We start from the raw sequence: 15,143 nt of genomic DNA, 5'->3' as shown, positions 1-15,143 counted from the left end.
TAAGGGGGGGAATTCATATGGGAGAAAAAGGAGTTTTAGCAAATTCGAAAGCGTTCTTTCATACACCAAGCAAGTTTGCTAAGAAAGCGCTTTATCATATTACAAATGCAGGCTCTTATTATTGTTCAGATGCTTATGAAACGAAAAGAAATACATTTGGTGAGCATTTATTCCTGTATGTAAAAAAAGGGAAAATGAAAGTTCACTACAGAAACCAAGAATTCATAGCAACAGAGAATATGTTTATCTTTCTTGACTGTCAGAAACCTCATTTGTATGCAGCACTAGAAGATACCGAATTTGAATTTCTTCATTTTACGGGAAACTCAAGTGAAGACTATTTTGAACTTCTTTTTAATCGAAACGGATGTGTCTATTCACTTGATAACAACTGGAATATAAAAAGTTGTATGAATCACATTCTAACAATGATGGAAAAAAACAAAGTAGATGAACATGCAGCTTCAATTATTGTCCAAAAGATTCTGTGTGAATTAAATGAAATCTCTAACCAGGCAACGCAATCTGTAGAAGAAATTGTGCAAAAAGCTATTCTTTACATTGAAAATCATTATAGTGAAGATATCAATTTAGACGATATAGCAAAACACGTTCAATTAAGCCCTTATCATTTTTCTAGAGTCTTCAAAAAACATATGAATGCTTCACCCTATCAATACTTAATTAACTACCGAATTAATAATGCAAAAAACTTACTATATAATACGAATTTATCCGTCAAGGAAATAGCGTTCACCTGCGGTTTTAATAGTGTCTCTTATTTTGTCACAACATTCAAAAAACACAGCGACTTATCGCCAAGAAGATTTAGAGAGCTTCAGTTTTAAATAGAAAATGAAATGATTCTGTAGAGAAGGTATACGCTCTCTGTTTCTGAATAAATTATTGCCTTCTCTATTTCTGTTTCTTTAAACATTTATATAAAGCCTTTCTACTATATGGACTTCAACATTTGTTCGAGAAGACACTTAAGAACCCTACTCATCTCGATAAGAAACTCCATTAATTATTCTCTTTCTATTAAATGTCGTAGTGAATAATATATATTTTCCTTTACATAAAACATATTCGAGGAAGTAAAAAAGCACAAACCCGTTGATTGACAATGGATTTGTGCTTTTTTACTTCTCATAGCTATATTTTTAAGAATTAAATGTATTCTATATATCATTCAGCACATCATCGGCGTGTAACTGCTCCAAGAATTCTATTGAATTTCTTCTGTTTTTCAGATAGTCGATTTTATAGATACAGGAGTAAATGACGTTTAACACATATTCAAAGGCAATTTGGGAAGAAAATGTGCCAATCTTAGCGAACTTCACTTCATCATTAGGAACCTGTATAAAAATCGTACTAAGTTTTGCTAAATCATTTTGAGTAGTTGAGGAGATCGTTATAAAAGGTATGTTTTTATTTAAGAAATGTTGTGCAGCTTTCATATAACTAGATGACTTTCCATGATAGGTTAAGAAAATAGCGCAATCACGTTTCGTAAGATTAACAGTATGATGAGCCCATTCAGATAGTTCAGTAGCAATTATCGGATATTTATTAATTTTGATTAATTTATTTTGAAAACTTTTCGCTCGGATTTGTGAATCACCTGAGGCATATATAAAAATTCTTTCGGATTGATATAGCAATTGAGCAGTTTGTGATAGCAAGTTATCATCCATAAACGAAAAGTTTTTTTCGATCGTCTCCTTCATTAATTCTGCAATATCTTTTGCCACTTGAAGTGAAGATGCCTCAAGACTAAACGGATAGTTAGAATCCACATTGAGAATATCCGCGGTTTGTTGGAATTCTTGGGCTAGTTTTATAATGAACTCTTTAAAGCCAGTTAAGCCGAGTTTATGTGTTAAGCGATTAACCGCTGAATGCGAGGTATACGTAACTTTAGCAAGCTCTTGAATATTTAAGCGAAGCATACTTTCCCTATGTATCAAAATATAAGAAGCAATGCTTTTCTCATTTGGTGTAAAGTTATGCATTTCTGATAATTGCATCAGTATTTTCAACAGGTTCACCCCAGTTTAGTTAAAATAACGATAAGTAAGACTATAAAATAAACATTTTGTTCAAAAATAAAACTTAATGTACATCATAAAGTGATCCAATGTACCAATGTGGTTGTAAAGCCTTTACGGCAAGCTTTCTTCTTCTATAATAAATGAAAAGAAGCTTAAGGAGGAGTTAGAATGCTAACCATAGGATACATTGGAAATGGTAAAAGTACAAACCGTTATCATCTTCCTTTTTCATTGAATAGAGATTATTTGAAAGTGAAAACGATATATGCTCGTAACCTAGACAAAAAAGAGTGGGAGAGAGTCCCTGATGTTCTGTACACAGACGATATCACTACCTTAATGAATGATGAGGAGATTGGGTTAATTGTAGTGTGTACACATACCGAGTCCCATTATCATTTCGCAAAAATGGCGCTTGATCATGGGAAACATGTGCTTGTTGAGAAACCTTTCATGTTAACGAAAGACGAAGCAGTGTCCATCTTTCAATATGCTAATGAGAAAAATCTCGTGATTCAATGCTATCAGAACAGACGATATGACTCAGATTTTCTTACAACAAAGAAAGTTATCCAGTCTGGAAAACTTGGAGATTTGCTAGAGGTGGAAATGAATTATGATTATTACCGACCACACACACCAAACGCCACTGACCATTTTTCAAAATATAACAGCTTTTTATATGGACATGGCGTTCATACGATTGACCAAGCTCTATCCTATTTTGGGAAGCCAGAAAGCATTCATTACGATGTTCGTCAATTATTGGGGTCAGGAAGAATGAATGATTACTTTGATTTAGACTTTTATTATTCTTCACTCAAAGTATCGATTAAATCAAGCTTTTTCCGTTTAAAAGGACGTCCAAGTTTTGTTGTGTATGGGAAAAAGGCTGTGTTCATGAAGGAAACGGAAGATCGTCAGGAAGAGCATCTTAAATTATTTTATCATCCAAAAGACCATGACAATTTTGGCGTTGATTCTCCTGATCATTATGGCATTCTAACGTACTTGGATGATGACGGCCACTACCATGAGGAGAAAGTAGTCTCTGAAAAAGGTGATTATGCTCGAGTGTACGATGATATTTATCAGGCAATTGTACATGGCAAAGAAAAAGTAGTCAAAGACGAAGAAACAATAGCTGTTATGGAGATACTTGAAAATGGAATAGAGGGGTGCAGCTGAGATGAAATTAGGGATTGTTGGGGCCGGAAAGATTGTTGAGGATTTATTGAGCTTTATTCATGACATCCCTACGATTACATTAAAGGCAATCAGTTCAAAACCTAGTCACAGAGAAAAATTGCTGTCTCTCCAAAAGAAATATGGATTCAGCCATACTTATTCCCATTATGGTAAAATGCTTGAAAATGATGATGTAGATACAATCTACATTGGGCTTCCCAATCATCTTCATTATTCATATGCCAAAGAAGCTTTATTAAGTGGAAAGCACGTGATTTGTGAAAAACCATTCACTTCTACTCTACAAGAACTTCTTGAACTTAAAGAGATTTCTCAGCAAAAAGAATTGGTTTTAGTGGAAGCTATTACGAATCAATACATGAAAAACTATTTATCTATGAAAAAGTACTTGCCTAAACTTGGAGATATCAAAATAGTGGAGTGTAATTATTCTCAATATTCATCGAGATATGAGGCTTTCAAAGCAGGAGAAATTCATCCGGCCTTTAACCCTGAAACGTCCGGTGGAGCCTTAATGGATATTAATTTATATAACATTCATCTTGTTGTTGGTTTCTTTGGAAGTCCTAAAAAGGTGGAGTATTGGGCGAATATCGAAAGGGATATTGATACATCAGGTATATTGCTGATGGATTACGGTGATTTCAAGTGTGTCTGTATAGGATCCAAAGATAGTACAGCTCCCAATGCAATGAATATTCAAGGGAATAAAGGCTACATACACATGGCACATTCAACAAATAACATAAAATGCTTTGATTATGTCCTCAATAAGCAAGCACCTATTCAAGTAGACCTCTCAGACCATTGGCATCGAATGTATGACGAGTTTATTGAATTTGAACGTATTATTAAAGAACGCGATTTGGAGAAGGTTACAAATATGCTAGAACATAGCGAGAAAGTCATGAATGTCCTCGAAAAGGCTAAACAATCGGCAAATCTTGTATTTAGCCCTGATAAATATTAATTTTAACTTAAAACTTAACTATTGATGTGGATTTGAGTCAATAATTCACCTACAAAAAGACAGAGTTTCCTTGGAATAGAAACTCTGTCTTACTTTATAATACCTAATTTTTCAGTTCACATAACACGAATTCTACGTATCAAAACAAAGGGATCTTCAGGTTTAGGGATTATAAAGTATTTACTTCTTAAAGTATAGATGGAATAATTCACCTCATTAATAAGGTGATATGTTGCCAATCATCCTTTTGTCAATTGATTTCGATCTTCAATCTGGGGAGGCTCTTCCATCCAGCCGTGCTGAATCATAATTTTACCGCCCTCTTTTGCAAAGTTGTAAATATCTTTTCCAAGTTGTAACATCTTTACTGGTAAATCACTACGCAAACTAAATGCGCCTCCTATTGCATTGCTACCGAGTCCAAATGTGCTTAACAAACTGGTCGTATACATCATCAATTTATCAGAAAAAGGGGGAACTGTTGAAGTTGTTGCTTTTCCAGCATGTGTTGCAGGCGGTTCAATATAACTATGTCGTAATACATCGCCTAACTCTGTTTCAATTTTCTTTGATAATTCCATCCCTTTAACAAAGTATTTTCGTACCTTTTGCTCATTTGCTACTTGAGCAAATCCAATCATTAATTGCATTCCTACAAGGTTCGTATCAACGGCATGTTGAATAAGAGAAACTTCTATCGTATTAAGAGATCTTTTTTCACTTACCCACTTCAGACCATCCATATAATTTGTATCTTTCACAAAATGAACTTCCTTTGGCATGGAGACGTATGGAGGTCGAGAAATGACGCCTGCGTCCATTAACAAGTGAGTTGACTGATCATACAGCTCTTGAGCTTCTGAAGTTAAACGTTTAAAAAACTGTCGTATATCATTACGATAGGACATATTCGAATAAAGGGCAAAAAGACCAGTCTCTATTTGAGACATCAATCGAAAATACATAAGGTCAAACATAAAGTCATATAGTTTAGGGGCTTCTGTATTCACATCGTTCTCAGTAAACCCAGTAGGAATAGCTGCTCCTTCAGCTTGGAAAACAGTTTTAATAAAATCTAAGCTTTTAACTGCTCGATCATAGTGAAGTTGAAGTAATTGTTGCTCATTTTCATTATATTTAAGAAAGTAATCTAAAAACCTCAGGATCATCGTTTTTTCCTGGTAAGTCATCCATAACGTTGCTAGTTCCGTTGATGTAATGGGTGGATGTTGTGAACTGCTCATTCTGACTCCTCCTGAAAATTAAATTTCTTATTCAATATAAATAATTTACATGCTAAGAGATATACACCGATTTGTATGAGCAAACTAAGGATGTTTACCTATATGTAGATTTCTTTTGTATATATAAGGAGAAGTGTAAAGAACAACCCAAATACGGAATTGCGCATCAAAGGCTTTATATAACATCTCTAAACTTCTTCTATTCTTAATTTGTTATTACTTTCTACTTATGGGTCTTACTTTATACACCCTTATCCTGAACGATTTTTAGCATATTCACGATTATAGGCAGTCCACAACGGTTTCCACATAAAAACAACTTTTTAAAACGAACTAACAACAACATGTAAAATTAATTTTTAGTGTTTAGGCCTTTATTAGCTTTAATGACAACTTTACTTCAAACAATTCTCATTACCATAATGGCGTTTATCGGAATGTAAAGAAAAAAGTCTTTAAATTAGGGCTTTTCCTTTATTCATTTTCAAAGTATAAGCTAGGAATTTCTTGGCTAAATCTAAAGATTACACTCTTCCAAATTTTAAAGCATGGGCCCAATCTGGACGCTCATTAGTTTCTGCTATATGAGCTGCTTTCTCCCAATCATAAAATACATTAATATGTTCAACTATCCACTGATTAGATATCTCCTCTATAATTGTATAATTAGCATATGGAGACCCTGACTCCATTTTATGAGGCACTGGTAAATCATCTTCATAAGCAGGAAGCCCCACACTGCCAGGGTTTATAACCAATTTCCCATTTGGTAAATAAACGGTCCTAGGAATGTGACTATGGCCACAAAATATAATATTTTGTTCAACCTCTTCAAGAGCTCGCATTATTTCTTCTGAATTTTTTAAGACTCCACCTACTTCTGTCATTTCTTCTAGTAAATAGACTTGATCAGAAGAGGGTATACCATGACAGAATAGAATATCATCTATAGAGATGCTATTTGGAAGATGTTCCAGCCAATCAAGAGCTTCTTTTGTTAGAGTTTTTTTCACATAATGTATAGTGGAACCTGCTCCTGCCTTTGATGGCTCTAGTATAATTCGATCGCAATTCCCCATGATATGAGCTATATTATGTTCCATTAATAAGTGAAACGTTTTTAGAGGATTTAATGGACCATATAAACTGTCTCCTAAATTAACTACTGCATCAATATTTCGACGTGAAATATCCAGCAGGACAGCTTCCAATGTGACATTATTTCCATGAATATCTGACAGAACAGCTATCTTCTTTTTCAACGAATACACCAACCTTCCTTATAATTCCATTCTAACAAAGGTTTTTTGTTTAACACACCCTGTATACGAATAATAGAGATTATCATATTTTATACACAATAAAAAAGAGTAGCGCTATCACATCCGCTACTCTTTCTAATTCCATTTCTTATACCCACAGCTTTCTTAGGCTTCTACTTTATCCTTTTTTCTACATTCATTCACAAGCTCTTCAAATAAATTAGCCATAAGCTGATTTTCACTTGCCATCTCTTCCGGATGCCATTGTACCCCTAAGAGAAGTGGGTCTTGTTCTTTCCCTTCGACTCCCTCAATCACACCGTCAGAAGCACGAGCAACAACTTTTAAATTTGAGGCTACCTCACCAATTGCCTGATGATGCATACTATTTACCCGAACTTTAGAGTTGTTCTCCATAATTTTATACAGCCTACTTCCTTCTTCAACTTCTATTTCATGGGTAGCTTGCGGTCTTGCGGCTTCTTGATAATGTTTGATTGCATCTTCATCATTCTTTTCAATATCTTGAATGATATCACCGCCTAACGCAGCATTAAGCACCGCTATCCCTCTGCAAATTGCAAGAATTGGTTTCTTTTCTTTGCGTGCATACTCTATTAAACCCATCTCTGTCTTATCTCGATTTTCATTGACTTTTCCAAGCTCTGGATCAGGTTCATGATTGTATGATTGAGGATCAACGTCTTCTCCTCCACTCAGAAGAATACCATCACATAACGATGCCCATTCTTCCTCCATCTCCTTGTCTCCTATCGGGATGATTATCGGAAGTCCCCCTGCATCAATCACTGCACTCACATATTTCTGATGCAAATGAACACTCGGAAGACCATTATGAATTGTAACCGAACTTGAAATACCAATAACAGGTCTAGATTTCCTCATCTCATTTTATCTCCTTTCATGGTTAGTTAGCTTTGTTTAAATGTACCCTCAGGCTTAAGAAATAAAACAGAGAAACACTTTACAATCTCTTCTGAAGATAAGCCTCTTAAGATCACTCAGCAAAACATTAGATCTAATCTTAACGATTTTCTTTATGCATGCTGCCCTACAAGTGATAAAGCATATAGATTTTCCAGGATTCTGGCTACTTAATGAGATGATCCGTTTTTTAATTCGTTGCATTTTTGTAATGATCATTATTAATATCGTTTTTAAACGAAATTAATAACCCACCATTCTAAAGAATGATGGGTCTTCTCGGATTGCTGTTAGATTCACAAAGCATGGAATTATCTTAACCTTTTTTAGAAGAAGTATAAATTATAAATAAGAAAAAAGTGCTATTCCTAAACAAAAAAGTATTTTCTCGAAACTTAATGTTTCGATATGAAATAAAGCTTCTATTCCTTTAAACAAAGCTACAAAGATGATATAGATTGTAATAACACTAAGTGTAAAAAACCTTACCCATCTTGGAATTCTTAACCACCTTTTTAGAATCTTAGCCTCCAGCTTGTTCAACTTTCTTTATCCACCGTAAGAGATACAAATTCTATACTGTCCGTTTTGATAGCCTCACTAGGAGAAAACACATATAAAAAAGTTCCTTCTTAACTCCATATTCTCTATTAGTTATAAGAAATAGATTAGTGTCCTTCTTTTTCAATTGGAATAGTGAACCAAAAAGTATGAAAACCACTTCTACTATAAAATCCTATCTCTCCACCTAACTGATGTACAATTTCTTTTGCAATAGATAGCCCAAGCCCAAATCCGCCTGTTTCTCGATTTCTTGAATTTTCCACTCTAAAAAAATGATCAAATAATTGCTTTTCGGCTTCTTTTGGAATAGGCATTCCTTGATTTGAAATTGAAATAACATAATTGTCTCGATAAGATTTTCCCTTTACAATTACCTTTTTACCAATATTGTATCTTACAACATTATCAAATATATGTGAGACTACAGTATGTAACGCATTTGAGTCACAGTATAAAGTAGCTGATTCCACTTGTATTACACGTTCAATATCCCTTTTATTCATTTCGGTTTGAAATGGCTCTATACTTGATTGAAGGGCTTTCCCTGATTCAATCCAATAGCGATCTATGTTCTTTCTGCCGCTTTCCCATTGATGCAGTTCTTGTATTTTATTCACAAGATGTGTTAATTGAAAGCATTCCTTCTTTAAAATAGAGTAAACTTGTTCATTTGGTACAAAAACACCTTCTTCAAGGCCTTCGAGATAGCCTGTTAGGGTTGTGAGCGGTGTTCGTAACTCATGACCAAGATCAACCATCATTTGATTTTTCTGTTTATGCAAATGACTCACTTGATTGGTTATTTCGTTTAGTTTATTCGCTATCTGTCCTATTTCATCTTTTAAATGAGTAGGAAAAGGTGAATCTTTCGTTTTATCCAATTCCTTTGTAGTATGTGATAGTTGATTGAGAGGATTAAGAATCTTTTTGGCGAAAAATAAATGAATGAGTATAGCTAGAATTAGAGTTAATAAACCAGCGTCAAAAAGATCCTCTCCTATACTTTTTCGAAATTGTTGAGCATGAAGACTTGAACTAGCATATTCATTAAACTTACGACATGCTAGTTCTTTAACAGAAAAACCAATGATTCCAATGACCAATCCTGTTACTCCTATATTTAAAGCAACCCACTTTCGAATCATCTTTTCTCGAATCTGATTAATAAGCCACAAACCTGTATCCAACTCCTCTCACTGTTTCAATCAAGTTCCCCTTCTCCGCTCCAAGCTTCTCCCGTATTTTGCTAATATGAACATCAACCGTTCGATAGCTCACAAATTTCTCTTGTGTGGAATACAGCTCATTTAAAATTTGTTCACGCGAAAGAATTTGATCCGGATTTCTCATGAGATAATAGAGGAGTTGAAATTCATGATGAGTTAAATCGATAACCTCTGTGTTGACCTTAACTTCAAATTTATTCGGTTTTAAGGTGATCCCTTGATAGGTAATCTTATTACATCGATTCTCCGTACGTCGGAGCACTGTTTCAACTCTTGCGACTAACTCTTTGGCACTAAATGGCTTCACAACGTAATCATCCGCACCCATCTGCAATCCCCGAATTCTCTCATCTTCTGCTGCCTTTGCTGTAACCATAATTAACGGGACGTTACTTTGCATATCTTTACGAATCCACCTACAAATAGACTCTCCACTTTCCCCTGGCAACATTAAATCTAGGATTACAAAACAGGGATCGATTTCTAAAAACATTTTCCTTGCTTCTTCACCACTTTGGGCTCCCCAAACATCATATCCATGAAAAACTAGATAATGTTTAATAATCTCTAAAATGTTAGGGTCATCTTCAACAATTAAAATTGATTGTCCTCGTATACTCATATAACCCCTCTTACCTAATATTTTTTGTTCTAGTGTTCGAATTCTATCAATCTTACTAGCTTATATCTTATAATATCTTATCATTTATACAAAATTTCAAGAACTTTCACAGAGATGGTTGAGGAGCTTTTACTGCTAATTATCGATTTCATTTTCCAAATAATTCTTTTTTCCTACATAATATCTAATCATTTAGTACCCTTTTTCTTTTTAATTCGACAACTTTATCAAATCTTAACAATTCATACTTACAATAGAAAATTGTGAGATAGAATCATATAAAAACCATATAATCTTCCATTTTTTATATGATTAAAAGACAAAATTATAATTTAGGATAGGGGTTTTAATCTTGAAATCAAATCGTACGATGCGCAAATATGTTATTTCATCAGCTTTAGTTACATCACTAGCGCTAACACCAATGTTAAGTGAAAATGCTTTTGCTTTTGCTAAGTCACATCCTGAGGAGCAAACAAACACAACTGTAGCAAAACCACAGACTACTACACCGAGTACTACACCGACTAGTACATCACTTATTCGTAAAGGAGCTTCTGGACAGCAGGTTAGAGATCTTCAAACAAAATTAAATAGTCAAGGCTATTATAAATACAACATTGATGGCATTTTCGGATCTATCACAGAACAAGCTGTAAGACAGTTTCAAGCTGCTCATAATCTTTCAGTTGACGGCATTGTAGGACCTCGTACAGCTAAGGCTCTATCATTGGCACCAACTAGTTCTGTAGCAGGTTCTAATACAAGTACAAATACATCTACAAATACAAATACAACAACTGCTCCTGCACAAAATAACCAATCTGTATCAAGTACACGAGCAGCTGTTGTTGCTGCCGCAAAAAGCGTAGTTGGAACACCTTATGTATGGGGTGGCACAACAACGCAAGGCCTTGATAGCAGTGGTTTCATAAACTATGTATTTGATCAAGTTGGTATCGACTTATCAAGAACGCATCGTGACATGTGGAAAAATAACGGTGTACATGTTAGTTCACCACAAGTAGGAGACGTTGTCTTCTTCGAGGGTACTTACAATGTACAAGGAGCTTCTCATAGTGCCGTTTATCTTGGTAACAACGTGATGATTCACGCAGGAGATGGTGGAGTTGAATATGCTCGTCTTGACAATCCATACTGGCAAAAACACTACATTGGTGCTAAATCATTTATTAACTAATAGATAGCTAGAATAGCACAAGGCTAAAGACTGACATCCTTATAGTTAGTAGAAAAGGGAGATATTTTCATGTCCCCTTTTTACTACCTCTTTAAAATTTTAGTTACCTAAATAAAAAGCTGGATATCTTCTAGATATCCAGCTTTTTAACATTGAAGCAACCAAGCTTATATGTAAGTTTTTTAATGAATATTATTTTTCTTAAAGTTACCGCCTTTTACTTCTGCTACATCATAAACTGTAACAAAAGCATTCTCATCAATTTCATTAATAATTTCTTTCATTTTGCTTTCTTCTAAACGGTTAATAATACAAGTAATCTCTTTGAAATTTTCATTTGAATAGCCGCCTTGAGCTTGCTTATATGTTGCGCCACGCCCTAAGCGATCACGAATTGTTTCAACCATTAATTCAGGGTGAACGGTAATAATTTTGAACGTCTTAGAACCGCTTAATCCTTCTTCAACAATGTGAATCACTTTAGAAGCAATAAAGTAAGCAATTGCAGAAAGAATAGCGCCTTGAAGTCCAAATACAGTAGAGACAATGATAAAAACAAACAAGTTTAGGAATAAAATAAGATCACTTGTTCCAAAAGGTAATTTTCTAGAGAGCAGCACTGCTAACATATCAATGCCATCAAGCGCACCACCGTTTCTTAGGGCTAGTCCCATTCCAAAACCAATGATAATACCACCAACAACCGTTACTAATAACGTATCACCATCTATAATAGTTGGTACATGATGCATAAGGCTTGTTCCTGCTGCTAATGAAGCAATTCCAATAACCGAATAAATTGCAAAACTCTTTCCAATTTGTTTATATCCTAAAAATACAAACGGAATATTCAAGATAGCAATTAACAGTCCAAGCGGCAGTCCGATTAATTCTGAGCCAACGATACTAATCCCTGTAACACCACCGTCTGATACGTTGTTGGGTATTAAAACTGCTTCTAAACCGTATGCTGTGATAAAAGCACCGATAATGATTAATAGTACGCGTGAAGTTGTTCTAAGTTTCCTAGGCCTTCTCTTTATGATTTTGCTCATGTTAATGTCCTCGTTTCAAACTATTTTCTTCTATTTTTGTCTACTTTTTTAGTGTTCATGCTATGATCTTGCTAACCGCTTATCCTCCTTTTTATAATACTTCATTATATTAGTATCTCACCTTTTCAAAAAACTAGAAGCCCGTTTGGAACTATACGGTTTACTTGAAAATGACGAAGAACTATCACTTATATAAACTTTTCAGGATCTTTACATAAGAACCTACACTTTCACAGCTTGACCACACATAAGGAACTCGTTCACTATAAAGTTGGTCGCTATGAGGAACCCTACTTAGCACCCCATATTCCTACTGTACGAGAGAGGATTAGAGATGGATTTTTGCCCAAATCCCATTTCTATTTTATCTTCCATAATCATCCTCCACTTTATTCCATATATAATAACCTTAACACTTTTCCCCTTATGAAATAAAGGATTTAGAATTATGTAGAACTTTACAAATCGGATAAGACCACCTATAGAAGCTAATTATCGTATTTGGAATTTAAAGTAGAAATTGCGTATAATACCTATTTAAGAGAGAGAAAGAGTGCTTTAGCTAAGAATAGGCTCTACACTTCCTTATTTTTTCTAATCAACAAAAATCCCCCTCTTTATAAAGAAGGGGATGTTTTGATTTAAGATTATGAAAGACGATAGCCGTCTTTATTTTGTGACTGCCATTTCCAAGAATCGCGACACATATCTTCCAAACCGCGAGTTGCTTTCCAGTTTAACTCTTTATATGCTTTTGTTGGATCTGCAAAGCATGTTGCAATATCTCCAGGACGGCGTGGTGAAAATTGATAAGGCACTTCTTTACCTGACACCTTCTCAAATGCTTTGACCATTTCAAGGACGCTGTAACCTGTTCCTGTACCAACATTATAAGCATGAACACCTTTGTCTTTATTTGTTTTATGAAGAGCTTTGACGTGGGCATCTGCAAGGTCTACAACATGAATATAATCACGTACACCTGTGCCATCTTTTGTTGGATAGTCATTACCAAAGATACTTAGTTTCTCAAGGCGACCAATCGCAACTTGCGCAACATAAGGCATAAGGTTATTTGGAATTCCTTTTGGATCTTCACCAATTTGTCCGCTTTCATGAGCACCAAATGGGTTAAAATAGCGAAGCAGCACAACACTCCACTCAGGATCTGCATTTGCAATATCTCCTAAAACCTGCTCAAGCATAAGCTTTGTTTGACCATAAGGATTTGTTGCTGAAAGCGGGAAATCTTCTGTAATTGGAGACTTTTCAGGCACTCCATATACTGTTGCAGAAGAACTAAATACAATGTTTTTCACATTATACTTCTGCATTGCTTCACAAAGAATAAAGGTTCCTGTCAAGTTGTTGTGATAATAGTGAAGTGGAATAGCAACTGATTCTCCAACAGCTTTTAATCCAGCAAAATGAATAACAGCTGTAAAGTTATTTTCTTCAAATACCTTTTCTACGCCCTCTTTATCTAACAAATCAACATTATAAAACGGAAAATCTTTACCTGTAATCTCTTTCACTCTTGTTAAAGCTTCTTCTGAACTATTTGATAAGTTATCTAGTACTGCGATATCATGACCACTATTTAATAATTCAACACAAGTGTGGCTACCGATATACCCTGCTCCGCCTGTTACTAAAATTGTCATCGTAATCCCTCCTAATTAATATGTAAAACGATGCCTCTCTGTAATTTGAATTTTACCTTAACATTTTCTTTTTGACAAAGAAAATTCTACCTCTTCTCTCCCTTCCTCTGTATTAATATCTTGTATATTCTAAAAGGAACTTTTTGTTACTTTCAATTCGATTCAAAAGTAATAGTATATTAACAAAATAAATTAAAAATGAAGATGATATTTATGACGAATAAACAAAACAGCCATCACTGATGGCTGTTTTTTAATTTTCTTTTTGACATGTCGGACAATAGTAAAGCCTTCTTGAGCCCGCAATTATTTTCACAATATCTGTTCCATCTATCCTGCATGCCTCTCCTTCTCTATCAAATACCCAATGACGATAAGAAGACCTTTTTCCCCCTTGTTTCTTTAACTTTTCAACAAGCTGCAAATCATTCGTAATCCCTCTTGTTTCATAGGACTGTATCATAAGTTTTTTAACCCCATGTGCTGCTTGCCGAAGTTCCTCGTCCGTACATTCTATCGGCCGCTTATTCGGATGTATACCTGCTACAAAAAGAATTTCACTTCTTAAGTAGTTGCCAACTCCTCCAATAAACCCTTGATCAAGTAGTAGAGATGACCATCTTCTTCCTTTAAATTCTTTTTGGAGAAAACGCTCTTTCAAATATTGTTCTGTTACATTCTCACTTAATATATCTGGACCGACTCGTGAAACAAAAGGATGAAGAGGTACTTCTTCATCTCTTAAAACTTCGATATCTGAAGCACTATATAAAAGAGCTGAATACTTCTCATTATGTAGAGCTAATCGAAGCTGTCGATTTGTTTTAGGATAGCTATAAGCTGCCCTTATATACCATTTTCCATAAAGCTGATTATGAGAATAAATCGTGTAACCATTATCAAATCTAATAAGCATGGCTTTTCCTTTTGTATCTACTCGTTTCACCCTTGCTCCTTGCAGTAGCTCTTCATAGTGTTTAAGCTGTAGGAAAGCAAACCACACTTCTCCTATATTATAAGCTGTGAGTGCATTTTGAACTTTATCTGCTGCAATTCTTATTTCAGGTCCCTCAGGCATCTCTATACTCCTCCGTCTTTTATATGGCTATTCCCTTATTATCTCT

Annotated in this window: 13 protein-coding genes; 4 read left to right on the top strand and 9 right to left on the bottom strand. The window is 34.8% G+C overall.

Annotation, left to right across the window (positions count from 1 at the left end; genetic code table 11):
- Positions 1-17 precede the first annotated feature (17 nt).
- On the top strand, positions 18-848 hold the full coding sequence (locus tag BM012_RS18415) for an AraC family transcriptional regulator (RefSeq protein WP_061802371.1): 831 nt from the start codon (positions 18-20) through the stop codon (positions 846-848).
- A 333-nt stretch (positions 849-1,181) separates the two neighbouring features.
- Here the strand turns inward: BM012_RS18415 and BM012_RS18410 are convergent, their stop codons facing one another.
- Positions 1,182-2,045: a MurR/RpiR family transcriptional regulator gene (locus tag BM012_RS18410; RefSeq protein ID WP_061802370.1), complete on the bottom strand. Its 864-nt coding sequence runs from the start codon at positions 2,043-2,045 to the stop codon at positions 1,182-1,184.
- Between the two features lie 180 nt (positions 2,046-2,225).
- Between BM012_RS18410 and BM012_RS18405 the strand changes: the two genes are divergently transcribed.
- Both BM012_RS18405 and BM012_RS18400 read left to right on the top strand, forming a co-directional pair.
- Positions 2,226-3,245 (top strand): Gfo/Idh/MocA family oxidoreductase, encoded by a 1,020-nt coding sequence (locus BM012_RS18405; protein ID WP_061802369.1) that lies wholly within the window; start codon positions 2,226-2,228, stop codon positions 3,243-3,245.
- A 1-nt stretch (position 3,246) separates the two neighbouring features.
- Positions 3,247-4,236: a Gfo/Idh/MocA family protein gene (locus tag BM012_RS18400; protein WP_061802368.1), complete on the top strand. Its 990-nt coding sequence runs from the start codon at positions 3,247-3,249 to the stop codon at positions 4,234-4,236.
- Positions 4,237-4,475: 239 nt separating this feature from the next.
- Here the strand turns inward: BM012_RS18400 and BM012_RS18395 are convergent, their stop codons facing one another.
- From BM012_RS18395 to BM012_RS18370, 5 genes are all read right to left on the bottom strand, one after another.
- Positions 4,476-5,480: a DUF3231 family protein gene (locus tag BM012_RS18395; RefSeq protein WP_061802367.1), complete on the bottom strand. Its 1,005-nt coding sequence runs from the start codon at positions 5,478-5,480 to the stop codon at positions 4,476-4,478.
- 524 nt (positions 5,481-6,004) lie between these two features.
- Positions 6,005-6,742 (bottom strand): metallophosphoesterase family protein, encoded by a 738-nt coding sequence (locus BM012_RS18390; protein ID WP_061802488.1) that lies wholly within the window; start codon positions 6,740-6,742, stop codon positions 6,005-6,007.
- 165 nt (positions 6,743-6,907) lie between these two features.
- Entirely contained in the window at positions 6,908-7,648 is a 741-nt protein-coding gene (locus tag BM012_RS18385) for a gamma-glutamyl-gamma-aminobutyrate hydrolase family protein (protein WP_061802366.1), read from the bottom strand.
- Positions 7,649-8,355: 707 nt separating this feature from the next.
- Complete coding sequence (locus BM012_RS18375) at positions 8,356-9,426, bottom strand: HAMP domain-containing sensor histidine kinase (RefSeq protein WP_061802364.1); 1,071 nt, start codon at positions 9,424-9,426, stop codon at positions 8,356-8,358.
- Positions 9,413-10,099: a response regulator transcription factor gene (locus tag BM012_RS18370; protein ID WP_019390812.1), complete on the bottom strand. Its 687-nt coding sequence runs from the start codon at positions 10,097-10,099 to the stop codon at positions 9,413-9,415. Before BM012_RS18370 ends, BM012_RS18375 begins: the two co-directional genes overlap by 14 nt.
- A gap of 352 nt (positions 10,100-10,451) precedes the next feature.
- Between BM012_RS18370 and BM012_RS18365 the strand changes: the two genes are divergently transcribed.
- Positions 10,452-11,300 (top strand): C40 family peptidase, encoded by an 849-nt coding sequence (locus tag BM012_RS18365; RefSeq protein WP_061802363.1) that lies wholly within the window; start codon positions 10,452-10,454, stop codon positions 11,298-11,300.
- 182 nt (positions 11,301-11,482) lie between these two features.
- Here BM012_RS18365 and BM012_RS18360 read toward each other — a convergent pair whose 3' ends face one another.
- The 3 genes from BM012_RS18360 to nei form a co-directional block, all read right to left on the bottom strand.
- Complete coding sequence (locus BM012_RS18360) at positions 11,483-12,355, bottom strand: YitT family protein (RefSeq protein WP_061802362.1); 873 nt, start codon at positions 12,353-12,355, stop codon at positions 11,483-11,485.
- Positions 12,356-13,002: 647 nt separating this feature from the next.
- Positions 13,003-14,019: a UDP-glucose 4-epimerase GalE gene (gene galE / locus BM012_RS18355; RefSeq protein ID WP_061802361.1), complete on the bottom strand. Its 1,017-nt coding sequence runs from the start codon at positions 14,017-14,019 to the stop codon at positions 13,003-13,005.
- A gap of 253 nt (positions 14,020-14,272) precedes the next feature.
- On the bottom strand, positions 14,273-15,097 hold the full coding sequence (gene nei, locus BM012_RS18350) for an endonuclease VIII (protein ID WP_061802360.1): 825 nt from the start codon (positions 15,095-15,097) through the stop codon (positions 14,273-14,275).
- Positions 15,098-15,143: the final 46 nt, after the last annotated feature.

This window comes from Priestia endophytica DSM 13796 (genome assembly GCF_900115845.1).
Taxonomy (GTDB): domain Bacteria; phylum Bacillota; class Bacilli; order Bacillales; family Bacillaceae_H; genus Bacillus_I; species Bacillus_I endophytica.
This window is presented reverse-complemented; position numbering and strand designations above follow the sequence as displayed.

Excerpts from the sequence above, each read along its gene's own strand:
- galE (WP_061802361.1), bottom strand. The coding sequence starts at position 14,019 with ATGACAATTTTAGTAACAGGCGGAGCAGGGTATATCGGTAGCCACACT.
- nei (WP_061802360.1), bottom strand. The coding sequence starts at position 15,097 with ATGCCTGAGGGACCTGAAATAAGAATTGCAGCAGATAAAGTTCAAAAT.
- BM012_RS18415 (WP_061802371.1), top strand. The coding sequence starts at position 18 with ATGGGAGAAAAAGGAGTTTTAGCAAATTCGAAAGCGTTCTTTCATACA.
- BM012_RS18400 (WP_061802368.1), top strand. The coding sequence starts at position 3,247 with ATGAAATTAGGGATTGTTGGGGCCGGAAAGATTGTTGAGGATTTATTG.
- BM012_RS18385 (WP_061802366.1), bottom strand. The coding sequence starts at position 7,648 with ATGAGGAAATCTAGACCTGTTATTGGTATTTCAAGTTCGGTTACAATT.
- BM012_RS18405 (WP_061802369.1), top strand. The coding sequence starts at position 2,226 with ATGCTAACCATAGGATACATTGGAAATGGTAAAAGTACAAACCGTTAT.
- BM012_RS18360 (WP_061802362.1), bottom strand. The coding sequence starts at position 12,355 with ATGAGCAAAATCATAAAGAGAAGGCCTAGGAAACTTAGAACAACTTCA.
- BM012_RS18370 (WP_019390812.1), bottom strand. The coding sequence starts at position 10,099 with ATGAGTATACGAGGACAATCAATTTTAATTGTTGAAGATGACCCTAAC.
- BM012_RS18395 (WP_061802367.1), bottom strand. The coding sequence starts at position 5,480 with ATGAGCAGTTCACAACATCCACCCATTACATCAACGGAACTAGCAACG.